The following is a 17,517-nucleotide window of genomic DNA, read 5'->3' as shown; positions in this document are numbered from 1 at the left end:
CGCCAGGCCCGGATCACCGTGCGCCGACCGGCGGCGGTGATCCGGGCCTGGCGTCCGGTCCGTCCGCGGCTCAGGCGCGGCGGGTCGCGCCGATCGCCCAGACGCGCGGCGGTTCCACGCCGTTGACGGCGTGGTCGCCGATGATGCGCGCCTTGAAGACCCACGGATTGTGGCTGCCAGCGGTCCGGGCGTTGCGCCAGTGCCGGTCGAGGTTCTTCGTCGCGCTCACACCGGACGCGGCGAGCGCGTCGAACAGGTGGCTCGTCGCCGTCGTCGCGAGCGACGTGAGCGCGACCTGCGCCTGCGCGGTCGCGAGTTCGGCGCGGTCGTTGCGGCGCTCGTCCTCGGCCTCGTCGAGCGCGGCGCCCTCGTACGCGGACTGCAGCGCCTCGGCGGCACGGTCCACGATGGCCGCCGCCGCGAACCCGGCCGCGGAGACCTCACCGACGACCTGCAGGATCTGCGGGTCCGCGGCGAACGTGTCGGCGTTGCCGTGCGAGAAGACCCGGTTGCGGTTCCGGACCTGCAGGGCGATCTCGCGTTCGGCGGCGAGGACCGATCCCGCGAGGACCGTGAGGAGCACCGCCTGGTAGTAGGCGGTCTGGTACTTGAACCGGTCGTCGAACGGGATGACCGCGTCGGCCTGCACGACCGCGTCGGTGAAGGTGCTCGTGCCGGAGCCGGTGGTGCGCTGCCCGAAGCCGTCCCAGTCGTCGCCGTGCGTGACCCCGGGCTGGTGTGCGTCGACGATGGCGATGACCCGCTCGCCGGTGTCGGTGCGCTCGGCGTACGTGTCGATCCAGTCCGCGAAGATGCTGCCGGTCGAGTAGTACTTCTGGCCGGTGATGCGGAAGGTGCCGTCGGGCTGCGGGGTCACCTTCGTGATGACGTCGCCGATCTGCACGGCCCCGACCTCGGTCCAGGAGTTGCCCGCGATCTCGCCGCGCCCGAAGCGCTCGAGCCAGGCGTCGCGTTCCCCGGAGCGGCCGACGAGACGGTCCTCGACGAGGGCGAAGTGGCCACGGAGCGCCTGCGGGATGTTGCTGTCGGCGGCGGCCAGCTCGGTGAGCAGCCGGAACAGCTGGGGCAGCGTCGCGCCGGCGCCGCCGAAGGCCACGGGGACCCGGACGGCGCCGAAGCCGGCGGCCGCGAGTTCGCGGATCTCGTCGTGGGGCAGGCGGTGCTCCTGCTCGCGGGCGCTCGCGCCGGCGGCGATCCGGTCGAAGATCGGCCGGAACCGACCCGCGAGGGTCTCGTAGTCGACGACGGTGTCGGGGGTGGCGGTGGTGGTCACGGTGGTTCCTCCGGTCGGGCGGTGGTCAGGCGGTGGCGGTGGGTGCGGGGGTGACGACGGCCGGGGTGGCGGACGCGGGTTCCTGCTGCCGTGGGCGGCGTGCGAGGACGGCGGCGCCGACGAAGACGAGCGCTGCGACGAGGAGAGCGCCAACCGTCCACCCGGTCCCGCTCGGCCACCGGCCCGCGAGGCCGAGCAGCGCCGGCACGGTCGTCGTCGTCTGGCTCGCGAGGACGAGCGCCCACGCCGTGGAGCGGCCGATCGGTCGGCCGAGCGCCAGCAGCACGAAGAAGAGCGACCAGAGTCCCGCCCACGTCGCCCACAGGACGGCGAGCACGGGGTCGACGGTGGCGTTCGTCACGGCGAAGACGACCGCGACGACTGCGACCAGACCGCAGAACCAGCCGAGCCCGGTCGACCCGAGGCCGGCGAGCGCGTCGAGGCCGACGTAGAGGTAGGTCAGCCCGAAGAGGAACGTGCCCGAGATCGCGAGCAGGGCCGGCAGGGACCCGTCAGCGGAGACCGCGACGGCGACGCAGAGGACGAGCTGCACGCTGCCGATGAGGACGTTGAACACGCCGCTGTCCCGTCCGGGGACGCGGCCGAGCAGGGTGAGCCCGTTGATGAGGAGCGCCGCCCCGGAGAGGATCAAGCAGATGTAGGCCATGGACGGACGATGGCACCGGCGGGCTCGGCGGTGCCACGTTGTGTCCGGAGGTGACCGGGCGTGACGAACGATGACGGGTGCGGGTGCGCGGTGTGACGTTGCGAGTCGTCCGGGGTGCGTGCCCCCGCGGTCGGCGGTCGCGTGCGCCGGTGACGGCGCGGGGCCTCCGCCGTCGGCGACCGGGGCGTGCCGGCCCGTCGGCGACCCGTCAGCGGCCGTTCGGCCGGAACCAGCGGATGAGCTCCCGGACGGCAGCGGCGGATGGCGCCTCGGTACCGGGTGCCGCGTCGAGGTCCTCGAACGTCGATCGGTAGCCCGGGACGTCCACGAGGTCGGCGTCCGCGGCCGGGAAGCCCATCGTCCACTCCGGGAACTGCCGCTCCTCGACGTGGTCCTCGAGGATCACCCGCACCTTCGTGTGCCGGTCGTCGTGCTTGATGCGGTCGAGCTTCGCCCGCACAGCAGCGTCCGGCCCTTCCAGCAGTTGCAGGAAGTAGCCGTTCCGGAACAGCAGCACGCCGGTCACGTCCTCGCGCTCGTTCGATCGGCGGCTCTGGTCGAGCAGGCTCGCGAGGTCGTCGTCGCCGAGCGGTCGTGTCGCGACGCTCGAGTAGATCAGGGACAGCATCGGGTTCCTCTCCGGGGCGGGCCGCCAGTCAACTCCCCCGGACCCACGAGTGTCCTGCGCGTCCGAGCGTGCTCCGGGCGGGCCCGCGCCCGTCGCTTGGATCGCGTGCGACGCGCCCGCCGCGCCCGCCGCGCCCGCCGCGCCCGCCGCGCCCGCCGCGCCCGCGCCGACTACCAGCCCGTCGTCAGCACCCGGTCGAGCGCGTCGACGAACCGGTCCGCCGACTCCCGGGTCACCACCAGCGGTGGCTTGATCTTGAGGACGTTCTGGTGGTCCCCCGTCGGCTGCATCACGATGCCGAGCGTGAGCAACCGGTCGCAGATCGCCGCGGTCTCCTCGGTCGCCGGCTCGAGCGTCGTCCGGTCGCGGACGAACTCGAGCCCGAGGTAGAGCCCGGAGCCGTGCACGGTACCGACGAGGGCGTGCCGGTCGCCGAGCGCCCGGAGCCGGTCGGCCAGGTGCTCGCCGACGACGACCGCGTTCTGTTGCAGCCCCTCGGACTCGATGACGTCGAGCACCGCGGCACCGACCGCCGCCGACACCGGCGAACCGCCGGTCGACGAGAAGAAGTACCCCTGGGTGCGGTACCGGTCGGCGATCTCGCGGCGGGTCACGACGATGCCGATCGGTGTCCCGCCGCCCACCGACTTCGCGACCGCGACGACGTCCGGCACGACGCCCTGCTGCTCGAAGCCCCAGAACCAGTGTCCGAGTCGCCCGAACCCGACCTGCACCTCGTCCGCGATGGTCAGACCACCGACCTCGTGCACGGCGTCGTAGACCTCGCGCAGGTAGCCGTCCGGCAGCGCGATGCCGCCCGCGTTGCCGTACACCGGCTCGCAGATGAACCCGGCGATCCCGTGTCCCGCCGCGGCGAGCGCCCGGATCCGCTCAGCTGCTTCGGGCGCGTAGCGGATGGCGTCCGCTCCCCGGTGCACACCGCGGTACGCGTTCGCCGCGTCCACCGTGTGCACCCACGCGGGACGGGTCGCGAGCGCGTTCGGGTTGTCCGCGATCGACGTGGAGACGGCATCGCTCGCGTACGTCCACCCGTGGTAGGCCTCGCGCATGGCGACGACGTCCGTCCGGCCGGTGGCGGCCATCGCGATCCGGAGGGCGAGGTCGGTCGCTTCGGACCCGGAGTTGACGAAGAACACCGTGTCGAGCTCGTCCGGGAGCAGGGCGGCGACCCGCTCGGCGTACTCGACGATGCCGGCGTAGTGGAAGCGTGAGTTCGTGTTGAGCAGGCGGTGCTGGCGTGCGGCTGCCGCGGCGACGTGCGGGTGTGCGTGCCCGACGCTCGCGACGTTGTTGACGAGGTCCGTGTACACGCGGCCGTCGACGTCGACCAGCAGGTCGCGCCAGCCGCGCTCGATCCGGGGCGGCTCAGCGTAGTAGTGCTCCTGGACCTCCGCGAGGACACGGTCGCGGCGGGCGAGGAGGTCGTCGGGAGCGGGCGGGGCCTGCTGCGGCGCGCCGAGCGCGACGGCCGGGTCGCCGAGGAGCGTCCGCCACCCCGGTGCGGCGACGGCGGGTACCGCCCTCGGCAGATCGGCGTCACCGTGCTCCGCCGCGACGACCCGGACGTGGACCGGCACCCCGGCAGGCAGCACCAGCCCGTCATCGACCCGGTCGGCAGGGTCGAACTGGAGGACCGCCCCACCCTGGTCGCACCGCTCGCGTGCGATCGTGGTCGGCTCCGCCAGCCACAGGGTCGCCCCCGTCGGGACGCTCGCCGGCGCCTCCTCGGCACCGATCGCGGCACTCGTCAGCACCGGCGTCCACGCGGGCAGGACCACAGCGGGCGCGCCGGCGTCGAGAAGCCGTCGCGCCTCGGCCGCGAGCGCGTCGGGCGCGGTCCACCGGCCGTCGTCGTGGACCGGGCTCGTCGTGCCGCCGTCGAGCAGCACCGGTTCGACGTCCAGGACCCGCCGTGTCCAGGTCAGACCCGTCGCCGGCGGGAACCCGAGGGCACGGCGGAGCACCCCGGTCACCACCGCGGACGGCACCGACACGGCCTGGCGGAAGACGCGGTACTCCCGGTCGAGGGCGCCGGACGCGTAGGCGTTGTCGTCGTCGAGTCGGACCTGCTGCCGTCCGCTCAGCACGAGGACCGCGCCGCGCAGGACCACGAGGGGCCACAGCGCGTCGACCTCGTCCGAGGACAGCGGTCGGAGCGCGTGGAAGGCCCGGACCGCCGGGAGGACCGACCAGACCGTCGCCCCGTCGTGGTGCAGCACGCTCGACAGGGTCACGGCGAGCTCGCCGACGGCCCACGAGTCGGCGACGTCGCCGAAGTCGATGACTGCGTCCGGGAGGGTCACCGGACCGTCAGGTCGCAGGACGTTGTCGTCCGTGACGTCGAAGTGCCCGAGTTGCCGAGGGAGCCGGTCACCGAGCGCCTCGACCACCGTCGCCGCGCTGTCCACCGCGGCGAGGACCTCGTCGACCACGGCCCGGTCCGGCTCGGTCTCCGCGATCGTCCGCGCGACCCGCACCGCGTGCCGGAGGTCCCACTGCAACGTGCGGTGCGCTGCCGGGTGCTCGAGCCCCGCCAACGCGAGCTGCACCCGCGCGGCCAGGGCCCCGAGCCGCGCGACCACGGCCGGCCGGAGGTACCCGGACCCGGTGAGCGTGTTGCCGGACACGAACGAGATGACCCGTGCGTGCAGCCGCCCGGCGCTCGTGTCCCACCAGCCGGACGCCAGGACGGTCGGCACGCGGACCTCCGGCTGCTCGGACGCGACCCGGGCCGCCGCGACGCCCTGCAGGTCGATCTCCGCCTCGGTGAAGCACGGGTTGCTGATCTTCAGGACACCGAGCGGCTGGTCGGAGTCGGTCGTGCCGGCCGCGCCGGTCGTGCGCACCAGGAAGTTCTGGTCCTGCTGGCTCCCGAGCGACTCGAGCGTGGCGTCGATGCCGAACTCGGAGGCCAGGAGCGCGGTGGCCTCGGCCGTGGGCAGCACAGGCGACGGGAGTTCGGGCTGGGAGAAGTAGTCGAAGACGGCGCTGTGCACGAGGACTCCTGGGCGAGGGACGGCGGGCGTCCGACCGACGGGACAGTCCGAGCGTAGGGCCGAACGGCCCCTGGGCGGGACGCTCGATCGTCCTGGGCATGGAGCGCCGCTGAGCGGACCGCGCCCGGGCTCGACGGGGGTCCGGTCCGGCTCTACCCGTGCCGGAGCGTGCGGTGCCCGAGCGGCCCGTCGAGTGGGACCGCGCCCTAGATCGCGTACCCGATCGCTGCGCACGGCTCCGTCTGTCGGCGTCCCCACGCTGTCACCGTCACGGCCGTCGATGTCTCGCGCAGGCTGACCCCGACTGGTGTGACGCAGTCGGTGTTCTGCACCGCCAGCACCGGCAGGCCCTTCTGTCGATGCCCGGTGTCGGTCCAACGGAGCTGACGCAGCCCCTCCGATGTCGCGACCGTCGGGATGCGAGAGGACTGCACGGGCGCGGCTGTCGGACCCTGTTCCCGACGATGGTCCACCGCCCGTGGAGCGCAGCCGGTAAGGGCGACGGCGAGAAGCACAGCGAAGGACACGGTGCGCAGGACGCGTTGTCGTCGTCTCGCCCTGGACATGCTGGGATCGTACGCCGAGCGTGCAGTTTGAAGCCGCGGGGCGAGACCCGCACTCTCGGATCTACGACCCCGCGACCCCACCGTTCTACACACAGCCATATCGCCTCACCCCGCGCCGACACCGGACACGACCTACGACACAACGTGCTCAGCTGAAACGCTCGGGTCTTGTGCTCACCGGCGTCCGTTCGAGGCAGCCCGGTGAGAATCAAATCGGACGGGCTATCTGCGACGCGCCAACCTGCGAGCGAGCGACAGCGAGTCCCGCTGTTCGTTGGACGACCGGCTATCGAGACACGTCGAGGAGCTCGAAGTGCTGCGCGATGCGGCGAGCTACTGACAGCGCATCTAACCTGTCCGTGGCGATCGCGACTTCATCCAAGTCAGCTGCGGTGAGACGCTGGGTGAGGTCCTCCCAGCGGTCAACTTGCCAGCGTAGCTCGGTCTGTCGGGAGGAGTCGTAGCGTGCCCGCAGGCGTGCCTCGGCAGTTGATCGCTGCGCGGTCAGGCGGACAGATCGAAGCGGCAGCGCGACGGCTTCTGAGTATCGATGCTTGTCGGCTTCATTGGCGATCACGCCGCTCATGATGAGTTGGCGCGGTCCGGCGGTCTTGTAGTTCACCCACACGGCAGCGATGTTCCTCGCCTCGATGACCTGGTTCTGCGGGTCGAAGGCGGCAACTGGAGAGGACCGATGAAACCAGTCGACGTCGATCAGACTGAAAGGGCGCCCCTCGGCTGCGAGCAGGTTGCCGATGTGATCGAGAACGGTTGTCTTGCCAGCGCCGTAGGAGCCGTTAATGAAGATCGCAAACGAGGCTTCCATCCGCGGACTCTACGGGTATGCCGTTGAAGCCGTCCCAGAGGGTCGAGTAGTACCCCGGATGAGGATCGTCTACCGGAACGACTCAGGACGCTCAGTCAGACGGCGCCGCAGCCGTGCCATCCCCGGGGTCCGGCCGCAGCGGTGAGGCGTGCGTGTTCTTCGGTGTCGGTCTGATGCCATCCGTAGTTCGCGACGACGACGTAGCTCTCGCCGCCGCGATCTTCACGGAGGCGTCCCGGTCCCAAGCCGTCGGTGAACACCTCTTCGTCGATCCAGGTGAGGAGTTGACCGACCCAGTCGGTAGCATCCTCTGGTCGGGCGTAGACCCAGTACTGAGGCGCCCCGGAGGCGGGCATCCTGATGAGCAGACGAGCGGACTCGCCGTCGCGCTGTGTGATGCGCACGTCGAGCACGTGTCCGTCTCGTACGCGGACGTCCGTGAGTCGGTAGTCCAGCCGACTGCTCTTCCGAGGGTCGAGCAGACGCCATGCTGTTTCCCGGCGCAGAACCTCAACAATGGCATCGTCACTCAGCATGACCGGATCCTCCCACGCGGCCGGTGGCCGATCGGCTACCGGCCTGTCGAATGCTGCTTGCCCTCGGGCAGAAGATGCCCGATGGCTCGTAGGACGTCGCCCAGCCAAACGAGTTCCCAGTTCAACGTCCGATCGGCGGCCGGCGCCGTCGTCAGGTTGTCCCACGACTCGGTCAGCTGACCGATCGTGGCTTCGGGTGGATCGCTCGACACGTCGTAGAGGCCCGGAGCGGGCAACGAGTAGAAGTAGTCCTCACGCAGCACGACCGACTCCCCGTTCGCACGTTCGATGTGCTGAAGGATCCGATCGAACACGAGACGGAGATCAGTCACCGGAATCTGAAGACCGTTCCACTCAGGCATCCCACGAACATGGCGCAGAGGGGCTGTCTCGTCAACCGATCGTCTATCGGACACGCAAGGGGGTTTGTCCCGAGCTGTCCGCCATTGCCGCACGGAGGCAATCTGGGTGCAGTGCGAGCTCTGCTTCACCGGAAACGACGGAGACGAACCGTCGCCTGAATCGCGAAGCCGCACATCGCCAGCCCCAGCACCACGAACAACAGGTTCCACGCCCACGCGGGTAAGACCAGCCTGCGACCTGACGAGAGCGCGGCTAGCTCCGCACGACTTTGCATCGCCCATCGAGCGACACCGAAGATCAGCGCGGCCGAACCGCCGACATAAAAGCTTGCGATCGCCCAGACCTTCGGCTTCTCAGGAGTCGCGGACACAACACGCACCTTAGTCGCCGGCGAGGGCCGACCCTTTGGCTCAACCGCGCTGCTCACCGGACTTCCGCGCGGACCCAGAAGCCGATCGGCTAGCGGTCGTCGGTGTCGTCTGACGCATCTCTGCGCCGGTGAACAGCTTGGAGAATCGCTCTCCAGCTGGCGAGATACACCACGAGGCCGATTGCTATGGCGATGGGTTGAGGGATGCCCGCGAGCACGAGTAGCACGGCCGCGAGGACGTCTGCCACGAGAGCCCCGAGTAGAAGCAGGGTTTGGAAGTTGCGCAGCCGCCGTTCGGCTCTGGTTGCTCGCATGTCGCGAACCTAACGAAAGTGTCCGCGCGGCGCTCATCTTCGGGACAGGATCGTGAGGAGTCGGTTCCCGAAGAGCGCTGGGCAGCGTCCCTGCCTCCCCAGGATGTGCCGTACGTGGTCGGCGATCCGTGGGAGTCATTGAGCGAACCGGGCGAAGCCAGAGAGGATCAGGACGAGGCCGGTCTCGGTCGCGTCCCACCCGTATTCCGCCTCGGCTACGTCTGACATGCAGTCGTTGAGCGCGGCCAGGTTCTTCCCAAAGTGGCTGGCGAAATGGACGGCCGTCACGAAGGCGACTTCCGCAAAGACCGGATAGCCCCCGCGAGGTGTTCGGCTTATTCGCGGATGCCAGTGATGGCGCGGGTCGCGGATCCCAGTGCTGACGGGCGTTCCACGGGTATCGGGATTCTGTTCCACGGCACCGCGACGTCAGCCGTTGTCGGCTGCCTTTCGAACGCGGAGCTGCGCCAGTCCGGCTCCGATTCCCGCGACCGCGCCGGCAGGGAGGCCAGTCGCTACCAGCCCGGCTGCGGCCGCGATGCTGGTCATGAGCACTCTGAGGTTCCCGCGTGGCTTGCGCGGTGAGTGTGCGCGAACCGCGCTTTCGAACCACGACGTTGGCACTTCGCCGATGTGCCAGTTCGCGATGCGGCTGCTCGCCTCGAGGGCGACCCTGAAAACCTGGTTCTGTGTGGACGCGGCGTTCATCAGGTTCACCTGAGTGGCAAGCCACGTGGCGATCGCCCTGTCGTGTTTCCCCGCTCCCCCAGCGCCTGGAGCTGGCCGATGAGGTGCCGGCTCGAGCGGCCCAGGCGATCAAGACGCCAGACGACGAGCGTGTCGCCTGGGCGGAGCTGGTCGAGGAGCTTTGTCAGCTCGGGGCGATGCCCGAGCGGGCCTGACATCGTGTCGACCCACACTCGATAGCAGCCCGCTGCGTTCAACGCGTCAAGCTGCAGCGACGCATCTTGATCGGTCGTCGACACTCGCGCGCACCCGAGGAGCTCTCCCATGCTCGAGCACGTAACGGAACTCGCCGCGCACAGCTGGTAACGACTCATGGATACCGGCACTGAGTATCGCTACACGACTCGCCGCTCCAAGCAACTTCCTCGATCCGAGGCCAGCCCTTGTGCCACAAACGGTCGTTTCTGTGTCAGACCAAGACAGACCCTCCTCGGCAGAGTGGGCCGGCTCACAGGTACCGGTGGTGCGGGTCCTTGCGGACAGACCTACCAGTCAGTGAGCACGCGGAGGGCCTGCTGAGCGCGGAGCGGGAGATCATCGTCTTCTGCGGCGGTCCATGCCTCAAGCACCACGGTGAGGATGCTGATGATTGCAGCTGCCCGGGCTTGGGCTTCGAACACGGTGATGGCTGGGAAGTGCTGCCGCACAATGCCAACCAGATCTTCCTGAGCGGCGCGGCCAGCTGCCAACCACGACACACGAAGCGCTGGTGTTCCGAGGATCAGCCGCAGTTCGCTGCGACGGACCGGGCTGTCCGACACCTCCACGAGCCCTGCCACCACCGCTTCCAGGAGCGGCAGGTCCTGATGCTTTCCGATTGCCGCCGCCAGTTCCTCCGGACCCGCGCTCAAACCCACGGAGAGCGCTTCATCCTTGCCCGAGCAGTGTCGATAGAACGTGCGCATCGAGATCCCCGCTGCCGTCGCGATCTGCTCAACGGTGACGTTCTCAAACCCGTACCGCTCGAACAGCGACGCCGCTGCCTCCGCGATCTCGGCCTGCGTCGCCGTCCGGCGGCGCACCCGAAGTGGAGCGATCTGCCGGATCTCGTCGTCGGCCCCTTGCATGTCCACGCTCCAAGTATCCCGCGATCGCCACTGGCACTCGTCCGCTAAGTGGCAGACTGTGCCATGTGCTCGGAGCGACCGAGTCTCAAAGGAGAGAACATGTCTGCAGTGTCGTTCACTGGCCGCGTGGCGGTCGTGACAGGAGCTGGCGGAGGGCTGGGTCGGGCGCATGCCCTCGAGCTCGCGAGCCGCGGAGCAAAGGTGGTAATCAACGACCTCGGCGGTGACATCAGCGGTGAGAACGGCGGGACCGCGATGGCCGATCAGGTCGCCGACGAGATCCGCGCTGGCGGCGGCGAGGCGGTGTCGAACTACGACTCCGTCGCCACGCCCGAGGGCGGTCAGGCAATCATCCAGACCGCTCTCGACGCGTTCGGCAAGATCGACATCCTCGTCAACAACGCCGGCAACATCCGCAACGCCGCCTTCACCGATCTGACTCCGGCAGCGATCGACGCCCTGCTGGCTGTGCACGTCAACGGAGCGTTCTACGTCACTCAGCCTGCCTTCGCGAACATGCGCGAGAACGGCTACGGACGCATCGTGTTCACCTCCTCGGCGGCTGGGCTGTTCGGGTCGATCCAACAGGCCAACTACGCAGCCGCAAAGGGTGGAGTGTTCGGTCTCGCGAACGTGGTCGCGCTCGAAGGGGCACCGCACGGCATCCTCGCGAACACGATCCTCCCCGCGGCGGTCAGCCGGATGGGAGCGGACATGAACGCGGACCAGTTCGTCGGCATGCCGACCACCCCGGCGCACGCCGAACCCGAAATGATCAGCGCCCTGGTCGCATACCTGGCCAGCGAATCGAACACCCGCTCGCACGAGCTCTACTCGATCGCACGCGGCCGGTACGCACGTGTCTTCATGGGTGTCACGCCGGGCTGGCACGTCACCGCCGACGAACCGGTCGCCACACCTGACGACGTCGCTGCGCACATCGACCAGATACGAGATCTGGACGGGTACGCAATCCCCGGGTCAATGAACGAAGAGTTTGCGTTGGTCCGCTGATGACTTTCAAGGACAAGGTCGTCGCCGTCACCGGCGGCGCATCCGGCATCGGAGAAGCAACCGCGAAGCTGCTCGCCGAACGCGGCGCCAAAGTCGTCATCGGTGATGTTGTCGACACCGCCGGCGCCCGAGTGGTCGAGGAGATCACCGCAGCCGGTGGCACCGCGTCGTTCATCCGCATCGACGTATCACGTGCCGAGGACACAGTCGCCCTCGTCGCCCACGCCGTGAACACGTTCGGCGCGCTGCACTACGCCGCGAACATCGCTGGGATCGGCCACCCGGCTGCACGCATCCACGATCTCGACGAGGCATGGTGGGACCGCATCCACAACATCGACCTCAAGGGCATGTGGTTGTCGATGAAAGCCGAGATCAGCTACTTCCTGGAACACGGCGGCGGCTCGATCGTGAACATGGCATCCGGCGCCGGCCTCCGCGCCACGATCGGTCAGCCCGCCTACGCCGTAGCGAAGGCAGGCGTCATCTCCCTCACCGGGCAAGCCGCACTCGAGTACGCGCGGGACAGCATCCGCGTCAACGCTGTCGCCCCCGGTCTGATCGACACCCCCGCAGTGGCAGCCCTCGACGAGGGAATTCGAGCCATGTACGCGGAGCAGATGCCCATGGGTCGCATGGGATCCCCACGAGAGGTCGCCGCCACCGTCGCATGGCTGCTCTCCGACGACGCAGGATTCGTCACTGGCATCACCCACAGCGTCGACGGCGGCTTCATGCAGAAGAGCTGACCGCTTCATCACCCGACACCACACCCGCTCCGACGGCTGCGCCCCGCAACAGGACACGGGGCGCAGCCAGGAAGAAGCATCATGACTGCCACACCCTCCGAACCTCAGCACACTGCCCGTACCTACGTCGTCACCGGAGCAGCCTCAGGCATCGGCGCAGCCACCGCCGCTCTCCTTCGCACGCGCGGGCACCGCGTCATCGGCATCGACATCCGAAACGCGGACATCATTGCCGACCTCAGCACGGCCGACGGCCGGGACACCCTCGCCGGCGCGGTCGACCAAGCCAGCGGCGGCCGCATCGACGCGGTCATCGCGGTTGCTGGCGTCGCAGCTCCCGCACCGGTCACGATCACGGTGAACTACTTCGGCGCTGTCGCCACGCTCGAACGCCTCCGACCACTGCTGGTGCACTCCGACGCTCCACGCGCAGCGATCGTGTCGTCGTTCTCCACACTGCAAACCACCGATGACGACGTCGTCGAAGCGTGCCTGCAGGGAGACGAAGCAGCAGCAGTCAATGCCGCCGAGACGGCTGTTGCCCGCGATGGAGGCCAGACGCTGTACGCCTCATCGAAACGGGCCATCTCACGGTGGGTGCGACGAGCAGCCATCAGTCCCGAGTGGGCCGAAGCAGGTGTCCCCCTCAACGCGGTCGGCCCCGGCATCGTGATAAGTCCGATGACTCAGCCGATGCTCGATAACCCCGAACAGCGCGACGCCCTCCTGCAGGTGGTGCCGATGCCGCTTCACGGCCCATCAGAACCAGCAGCACCAGCTGAACTACTCACCTGGCTGACCAGCCCTGCAAACACCCATGTCACAGGACAAGTCATCTTCGTCGACGGCGGAGCCGACGCATCGCTGCGTACCGGCGACATATTCGCCTGACCGGCGACGCTCACGCGACCGCACTGCATACCGCCAGGTCGCACTGTGCCTCGGTAGACGATCGGCTATCTCTAATGGTTCTTGGTCGGCCTGGGGTCGGCTGACAGGCTGGCACCGGTCCCGGCTCGTGGTGTGACTCTTCGGCTATCTGCCTGTCGTCATGACGTGGCATTGTCTCGACTCGTCCGCTGCGGGTGGCGGGGCTGGTGCCGGCCCGTCCGCTGCGATGGCTTGATAGAAGGTCGTCGAACCAGCCACCTGGTTGTGACTCGTTAGAGATCCGCCCCGCAACGACTCTCCCGGGCCGGGCGCCAACACGGTTCCCGTCTTGGAAGGAGTCCCGCAATGCCCATCGTCGCAGACGAGTACACGCATGTCATCGGCGTCGACACGCACGCCAAAACGCACACCTACGTCATCCTCGACACCCGCACTGGCGGCGTCGTCGACACCGCGTCGTTCCCGACGAGTCCGACTGGTCTCGCCCGCGCATTGGCTTGGATCGATCGTCGGACAGCCGCTGGACGGCTCGCGGCTGTCGAGGGGACCAGCTCCTACGGAGCATCCCTGACCGAAGCGCTGCAGCAGGCCGACATTCCCGTGGTCGAAGCGCGACCACCACGACGAGCCGACCGCGGAGCTCGCGGGAAGTCCGACCCAATCGATGCCGAAGCCGCGGCTCGTGCCGTGCTGCGCACCGACACGGCGCTGCTCTCCTGGCCGAGGACCGGCAAGATCCGGTCGGCGTTGCGCGTGTTGCTGGCGGCGCGGAGATCGATGGACGGTCAACGCACCGCGAGCCGGAACGCGCTCACCGCGCTGCTGCGCACGATCAATCTCGGTATCGACGTTCGGCACCCGCTGAAGGACACGCAGATCGCCTCGATCGCAGCGTGGCGGCACCGTCCCAGTGACGACATCGATGAGGTCATCGCGCGAGCCGAAGCGGTCCGCCTTGCTCGCGACGTCATTGACCTGACCGGCAAGCTCAACGCAAACCACCATGCACTCGAGCGATACGTCTCCGCTCTCGCGCCTACGGTGCTCGACATTGCTGGCGTCGGGCCGGTCTCAGCGGCTGTGTTCCTCACCGCGTACTCGCATGTCGGCCGAGTCCGCAGCGAGGCCGCGTTCGCGTCCCTCGGCGGCGCGGGCGATTCAAGGGCGCGATTGCCATCGATGCCACATTCGCGGAAGTCTCGGGCAAGCAGAAGAGTGCCAAGAACATCAAGCCGGGCGATAAGGTCTCCACGAACTACGACTGCGGTTGGTACGGCCGGCAGGGCAGCCACGACCCTGACCAGGACGGCGGCGATAAGTACGCGTTCGGATGGGAGCTCGAGTACGCGGTTATGACCCGCGACCCGAACGAGACTGAGGCGAGCTATCCCCTGCTCTTTCTCTCGACCAGCGGTCACAAGCCTGGCGCGCTCACGGGTCACGGCTTGTTCCTCTACCAGTCTGCCGTTGAATGCGGTCACGCCATCAAGACCGTTGTCGGCGACCGCGCCTACTTCCCTGGAGCGAAGCCCGAGGACTTGCAGCGCCCTCTCGCGCAAGCAGGCGTCAAGGTCGTCATGGACTACAAAAACGAGGAAGAGGAGCTCGGTCAGCAAGCGTTCTATGCAAGCGCCGATGGCCGGCACAACCTGGTCTTGGTCACGGGTAGCTGGCACCTGCGGTTCATGCCAGCCGCCCTCATTGACGCCGAGAAGACATACCTCGACTACCTCAAGACCATCACGAGCAAGCCCGAGGCCGAGCGCTCCAAACTTCGAGACGAAGCCCACGCGCTTCTCCGTCAGCGCCGCAAGGAGCGCTCCCGCTACCGGCTCATCCCCCGTAGCGGTTACGACGCCACCGGCGCGCGCCAGTACTCCTACCCGGAATTCACCGACCCGAAGGTCTACGACGCAGAGTCCGACACCTGGATCGACGTTGTCATCCCGGGCAAGACCGTGAAAGTCCCTGGGGTTCTCAGCGACAAGAACGGCGTCAAGAACCAGAACCACCTCAAGTACGGTCAGGAGTACGAGTACAAGTCCGACGTGTGGCGCGCCTGGTTCGGCAAGCGCAACAACGTCGAGAACGGTAATTCGTGTCTCAAGGACGCGGACCGCGAGGCGCTCGGAGTTCCGATGAAGCGACGCATGCGTGGCCCCTGGATTGTCGAGATGGCCGGCGCCATGGCAGCAGCGAGCGCCAACATCTCCCGCATCATCGACTGGCTCAAGGCCCGCCTCGCTCTCCGGGGGATGAACCGCATGAACCGCTCGAGCGCCGCGCTCTTCGAGCCCGGCCTCGAGAGCCTCACGGTCGAAGAGCACGATCGTCGCAACCCGTTCAACCGACTTGCAGAGATAGAGCAACTCAGACTCATCGCGTAGCGCACTGCTCGCTCCGAACTGAAAATCGACCCTCCTGACGGCCGCCCCGGCCGCGGTACCCCCTGCCCGTTTTTCGGGCAGGGGGTACTGTCGTTGGCGCAGAGCACCTTCGGCCTAGGGGTGCAGTCGCGTTCGACGTCTCGCAGTTCGTCCCTGGGGCTCCCAATCCGGTTTCCGCGTCACCAAGCTCCCCCAGCCGCGAAAAGTCACAACCCGAACGCCGAAAACTCGGATCACCCCCCCGCTCCGCCTCCAGGATTCGAACCCGGACCTAACGGCACCAAAGGCCGTCGTGCTGCCGTTACACCAAGGCGGAACACGCCTGACGGAGTGGAGCCCGCCCGGCGCCCGACCATCCTCCCATGTCGCGGCCGGTGGCCGTGCGCTGCCGGTTCGGCCAAGATGGGGGGATGCCGCAGGAGGACGAGGTCGATCGCATCGTCGCGGCGTGGGGTCGTGAGCGCGACGACCTCGACTTCGCCCCGCTCGAGGTGTTCTCGCGGGTCGACCGGCTGGCGCGGCACCTCGACCGGGCACGGCGGGCGGCGTTCGACGCGAGCGGCGTGGAGCCGTGGGAGTTCGACGTCCTGTCGGCGCTGCGGCGCGCGGGCGAGCCGTACGAGTTGAGCCCGAAGACGCTCCTGCAGCAGACGCTCGTGTCCAGCGGCACGATGACGAACCGGGTCGACCGGCTCGCGGCGCGCGGGCTCGTCAGCCGACGCACGGACCCGAAGGACGGCCGCGGGATCCTGGTCGCCCTCACCGGCGCAGGACGGACCGCGGTGGACACGGCGATCGCCGACCTGCTCGATGCCGAGCGCACGATCCTCGACGAGGTGTCCGGCACGGAGCAGGCGCAGCTCTCCGGGCTCCTGCGGCGACTCATCCTCGGCCTCGGCGACTGACCGCGAACGAGACCGAAACCGCGTCCGAGACCGAGACCGAGACCGAGACCGGACGGACTACCCTCCGGGCCATGCACGCGATCAACCTGGCCGTGGCCGACGTCGAGCGATCGGCCGAGTTCTACCGCGCCCTGCTCGACGTCGAGGGCAGCGGCATCATCGGCACCGAGTACCCGCGTTCAGCCGACCAGGCCGGCGGCACCACGGCGATGTTCACGCTCGACGACGGACTCATCGTCAGCGTCTACGCCCGCGAGGACATGGCGCTCGACTCGGGTGTCGACCTCCCGCACGGGTCGACGTCGACGATCGGACACTTCGTGGACTCGCGGGCCGAGGCGGACGCGTTCCTCGAGCGGGCGCGCAGCGCGGGGGCGACCATGCTCGCATCGCCGTACACGCGGCCGTGGGGCATGTACTCCGGCTTCTTCCAGGACCCCGACGGACACCTCTGGGAGGTCGTCGCGAACCCGGGCGGTGGCGATCCGGCGTCCGTCGGCTGACGTCCGGCCGCGAACAGGGGGCGCGCCCGGTACCTGCCGTCCCCTACGATGGTGGCATGGACACGGGGCGGGCCGTTCTGGGCGTGAGCGCGGCGGGGGCACTCGTGCTCGCCGTCGGACTGGGGATCGTGATCGCGCCGGGACACACGCTCGCGACGGACCCCGACCGAGGTGCTGCCTGCGGCTCCTACCCGGACGGCACGACGACCGCGGCGGCATGGTTCATGGTCGAGTTCGACAACGCGTCCGACCGGGGCGTCCGCGTGGTCGACGTCCGAGTGGACGATGTCGAGGGTGCGGACGTGACACCGCTCGCCGTCGCGCTCGACCCTGGGGACACGAGTTCCGGACTGTGGGTCACCGACGACCCCGTCGCTCCGAGCGAGTACGGGCGGACCGTTCCGCTGCGTGACGGCGTCACCGTCCCGGCTCACGGCAAGCTCGACGTCGTCGGGCGCATGGTCGTGCGCCCTGGCGCGAGCGCCGGCCACGTCCGGGGCTTCACCGCGACCTCCAGTGGGCCCCTGTGGACGACGCACACGGTGACGCTCGACCGGTCGTTCAACGTCGGCATCGGCGGCGAGCAGCACGGTGCAGCGATCGGATGCGGTCCCGACTTCGGCGACGACGACCCCGACGACGCCGCCTGAGCCGGCCCGCCGAGGATCGGCGC

The 17,517-nt window shown here is 68.7% G+C and carries 20 protein-coding genes and 1 tRNA gene; 8 read left to right on the top strand and 13 right to left on the bottom strand.

What is annotated here, in order from left to right; translation table 11 throughout:
• Window positions 1-70: 70 nt before the first annotated feature.
• The 12 genes from MON03_RS03280 to MON03_RS03225 all read right to left on the bottom strand — a co-directional run bounded on the left by MON03_RS03280 (window position 71) and on the right by MON03_RS03225 (window position 10,395).
• Window positions 71-1,294, bottom strand: a complete 1,224-nt coding sequence (locus MON03_RS03280; protein WP_242090514.1) for an acyl-CoA dehydrogenase family protein — start codon at window positions 1,292-1,294, stop codon at window positions 71-73.
• Between the two features lie 25 nt (window positions 1,295-1,319).
• Window positions 1,320-1,961, bottom strand: coding sequence for an AmiS/UreI family transporter (locus MON03_RS03275; protein WP_242090512.1), 642 nt, complete (start codon window positions 1,959-1,961; stop codon window positions 1,320-1,322).
• A gap of 208 nt (window positions 1,962-2,169) precedes the next feature.
• Window positions 2,170-2,589, bottom strand: coding sequence for a BLUF domain-containing protein (locus tag MON03_RS03270; RefSeq protein WP_242090510.1), 420 nt, complete (start codon window positions 2,587-2,589; stop codon window positions 2,170-2,172).
• Window positions 2,590-2,759: 170 nt separating this feature from the next.
• The gene (locus MON03_RS03265) at window positions 2,760-5,606 is read right to left on the bottom strand and encodes an aminotransferase (RefSeq protein ID WP_242090507.1); all 2,847 of its coding nucleotides are present in this window, start codon (window positions 5,604-5,606) and stop codon (window positions 2,760-2,762) included.
• 852 nt (window positions 5,607-6,458) lie between these two features.
• Window positions 6,459-6,998, bottom strand: a complete 540-nt coding sequence (locus MON03_RS03260; RefSeq protein WP_242090505.1) for a hypothetical protein — start codon at window positions 6,996-6,998, stop codon at window positions 6,459-6,461.
• A 95-nt stretch (window positions 6,999-7,093) separates the two neighbouring features.
• The gene (locus MON03_RS03255) at window positions 7,094-7,534 is read right to left on the bottom strand and encodes a hypothetical protein (protein WP_148286033.1); all 441 of its coding nucleotides are present in this window, start codon (window positions 7,532-7,534) and stop codon (window positions 7,094-7,096) included.
• A 35-nt stretch (window positions 7,535-7,569) separates the two neighbouring features.
• The gene (locus MON03_RS03250) at window positions 7,570-7,866 is read right to left on the bottom strand and encodes a hypothetical protein (protein WP_242088516.1); all 297 of its coding nucleotides are present in this window, start codon (window positions 7,864-7,866) and stop codon (window positions 7,570-7,572) included.
• Window positions 7,867-8,021: 155 nt separating this feature from the next.
• Window positions 8,022-8,267: a hypothetical protein gene (locus MON03_RS03245; protein ID WP_022902230.1), complete on the bottom strand. Its 246-nt coding sequence runs from the start codon at window positions 8,265-8,267 to the stop codon at window positions 8,022-8,024.
• A gap of 89 nt (window positions 8,268-8,356) precedes the next feature.
• Window positions 8,357-8,581, bottom strand: a complete 225-nt coding sequence (locus tag MON03_RS03240; protein WP_148286035.1) for a hypothetical protein — start codon at window positions 8,579-8,581, stop codon at window positions 8,357-8,359.
• A gap of 135 nt (window positions 8,582-8,716) precedes the next feature.
• On the bottom strand, window positions 8,717-8,998 hold the full coding sequence (locus MON03_RS03235; protein WP_083881889.1) for a barstar family protein: 282 nt from the start codon (window positions 8,996-8,998) through the stop codon (window positions 8,717-8,719).
• Window positions 8,999-9,294: 296 nt separating this feature from the next.
• Complete coding sequence (locus MON03_RS03230) at window positions 9,295-9,594, bottom strand: recombinase family protein (RefSeq protein WP_242090502.1); 300 nt, start codon at window positions 9,592-9,594, stop codon at window positions 9,295-9,297.
• A gap of 219 nt (window positions 9,595-9,813) precedes the next feature.
• Window positions 9,814-10,395 carry a TetR/AcrR family transcriptional regulator gene (locus MON03_RS03225; protein ID WP_042726335.1) on the bottom strand — a complete coding sequence of 194 codons (582 nt, stop codon included), beginning with the start codon at window positions 10,393-10,395 and terminating at the stop codon, window positions 9,814-9,816.
• Between the two features lie 63 nt (window positions 10,396-10,458).
• On the opposite strand from MON03_RS03225, the gene MON03_RS03220 reads away from it, so the two are divergent.
• From MON03_RS03220 to MON03_RS03200, 5 genes are all read left to right on the top strand, one after another.
• Window positions 10,459-11,409 carry an SDR family NAD(P)-dependent oxidoreductase gene (locus MON03_RS03220; RefSeq protein ID WP_295787010.1) on the top strand — a complete coding sequence of 317 codons (951 nt, stop codon included), beginning with the start codon at window positions 10,459-10,461 and terminating at the stop codon, window positions 11,407-11,409.
• The gene (locus MON03_RS03215; RefSeq protein ID WP_242090500.1) at window positions 11,409-12,158 is read left to right on the top strand and encodes an SDR family NAD(P)-dependent oxidoreductase; all 750 of its coding nucleotides are present in this window, start codon (window positions 11,409-11,411) and stop codon (window positions 12,156-12,158) included. The genes MON03_RS03220 and MON03_RS03215 overlap by 1 nt, the downstream gene beginning before the upstream one ends.
• Before the next feature lie 81 nt (window positions 12,159-12,239).
• Window positions 12,240-13,049, top strand: coding sequence for an SDR family oxidoreductase (locus MON03_RS03210; protein WP_242090497.1), 810 nt, complete (start codon window positions 12,240-12,242; stop codon window positions 13,047-13,049).
• A 345-nt stretch (window positions 13,050-13,394) separates the two neighbouring features.
• Window positions 13,395-14,405: an IS110 family transposase gene (locus MON03_RS03205; RefSeq protein ID WP_242090495.1), complete on the top strand. Its 1,011-nt coding sequence runs from the start codon at window positions 13,395-13,397 to the stop codon at window positions 14,403-14,405.
• Window positions 14,402-15,436 carry a hypothetical protein gene (locus MON03_RS03200; protein WP_242090493.1) on the top strand — a complete coding sequence of 345 codons (1,035 nt, stop codon included), beginning with the start codon at window positions 14,402-14,404 and terminating at the stop codon, window positions 15,434-15,436. Before MON03_RS03205 ends, MON03_RS03200 begins: the two co-directional genes overlap by 4 nt.
• 244 nt (window positions 15,437-15,680) lie before the next feature.
• Here MON03_RS03200 and MON03_RS03195 read toward each other — a convergent pair.
• Window positions 15,681-15,752: transfer RNA gene (locus MON03_RS03195), tRNA-Gln, on the bottom strand.
• A gap of 94 nt (window positions 15,753-15,846) precedes the next feature.
• On the opposite strand from MON03_RS03195, the gene MON03_RS03190 reads away from it, so the two are divergent.
• The 3 genes from MON03_RS03190 to MON03_RS03180 all read left to right on the top strand — a co-directional run bounded on the left by MON03_RS03190 (window position 15,847) and on the right by MON03_RS03180 (window position 17,494).
• Window positions 15,847-16,341, top strand: coding sequence for a MarR family winged helix-turn-helix transcriptional regulator (locus MON03_RS03190; RefSeq protein WP_022902239.1), 495 nt, complete (start codon window positions 15,847-15,849; stop codon window positions 16,339-16,341).
• A gap of 71 nt (window positions 16,342-16,412) precedes the next feature.
• On the top strand, window positions 16,413-16,844 hold the full coding sequence (locus tag MON03_RS03185; RefSeq protein WP_242090491.1) for a VOC family protein: 432 nt from the start codon (window positions 16,413-16,415) through the stop codon (window positions 16,842-16,844).
• Between the two features lie 56 nt (window positions 16,845-16,900).
• Window positions 16,901-17,494 (top strand): hypothetical protein, encoded by a 594-nt coding sequence (locus MON03_RS03180; RefSeq protein ID WP_242090489.1) that lies wholly within the window; start codon window positions 16,901-16,903, stop codon window positions 17,492-17,494.
• The last annotated feature ends 23 nt before the right edge of the window (window positions 17,495-17,517 follow it).

It is taken from the genome of Curtobacterium sp. DN_7.5 (assembly GCF_022655355.1).
Classification (GTDB): Bacteria; Actinomycetota; Actinomycetes; order Actinomycetales; family Microbacteriaceae; genus Curtobacterium; species Curtobacterium luteum.
This window is presented reverse-complemented; position numbering and strand designations above follow the sequence as displayed.

Excerpts from the sequence above, each read along its gene's own strand:
- MON03_RS03275 (WP_242090512.1), bottom strand. The coding sequence starts at position 1,961 with ATGGCCTACATCTGCTTGATCCTCTCCGGGGCGGCGCTCCTCATCAAC.
- MON03_RS03270 (WP_242090510.1), bottom strand. The coding sequence starts at position 2,589 with ATGCTGTCCCTGATCTACTCGAGCGTCGCGACACGACCGCTCGGCGAC.
- MON03_RS03260 (WP_242090505.1), bottom strand. The coding sequence starts at position 6,998 with ATGGAAGCCTCGTTTGCGATCTTCATTAACGGCTCCTACGGCGCTGGC.
- MON03_RS03255 (WP_148286033.1), bottom strand. The coding sequence starts at position 7,534 with ATGCTGAGTGACGATGCCATTGTTGAGGTTCTGCGCCGGGAAACAGCA.
- MON03_RS03240 (WP_148286035.1), bottom strand. The coding sequence starts at position 8,581 with ATGCGAGCAACCAGAGCCGAACGGCGGCTGCGCAACTTCCAAACCCTG.
- MON03_RS03230 (WP_242090502.1), bottom strand. The coding sequence starts at position 9,594 with ATGGGAGAGCTCCTCGGGTGCGCGCGAGTGTCGACGACCGATCAAGAT.
- MON03_RS03225 (WP_042726335.1), bottom strand. The coding sequence starts at position 10,395 with ATGCAAGGGGCCGACGACGAGATCCGGCAGATCGCTCCACTTCGGGTG.
- MON03_RS03220 (WP_295787010.1), top strand. The coding sequence starts at position 10,459 with ATGTGCTCGGAGCGACCGAGTCTCAAAGGAGAGAACATGTCTGCAGTG.
- MON03_RS03215 (WP_242090500.1), top strand. The coding sequence starts at position 11,409 with ATGACTTTCAAGGACAAGGTCGTCGCCGTCACCGGCGGCGCATCCGGC.
- MON03_RS03210 (WP_242090497.1), top strand. The coding sequence starts at position 12,240 with ATGACTGCCACACCCTCCGAACCTCAGCACACTGCCCGTACCTACGTC.
- MON03_RS03205 (WP_242090495.1), top strand. The coding sequence starts at position 13,395 with ATGCCCATCGTCGCAGACGAGTACACGCATGTCATCGGCGTCGACACG.
- MON03_RS03200 (WP_242090493.1), top strand. The coding sequence starts at position 14,402 with ATGACCCGCGACCCGAACGAGACTGAGGCGAGCTATCCCCTGCTCTTT.
- MON03_RS03190 (WP_022902239.1), top strand. The coding sequence starts at position 15,847 with ATGCCGCAGGAGGACGAGGTCGATCGCATCGTCGCGGCGTGGGGTCGT.
- MON03_RS03185 (WP_242090491.1), top strand. The coding sequence starts at position 16,413 with ATGCACGCGATCAACCTGGCCGTGGCCGACGTCGAGCGATCGGCCGAG.
- MON03_RS03180 (WP_242090489.1), top strand. The coding sequence starts at position 16,901 with ATGGACACGGGGCGGGCCGTTCTGGGCGTGAGCGCGGCGGGGGCACTC.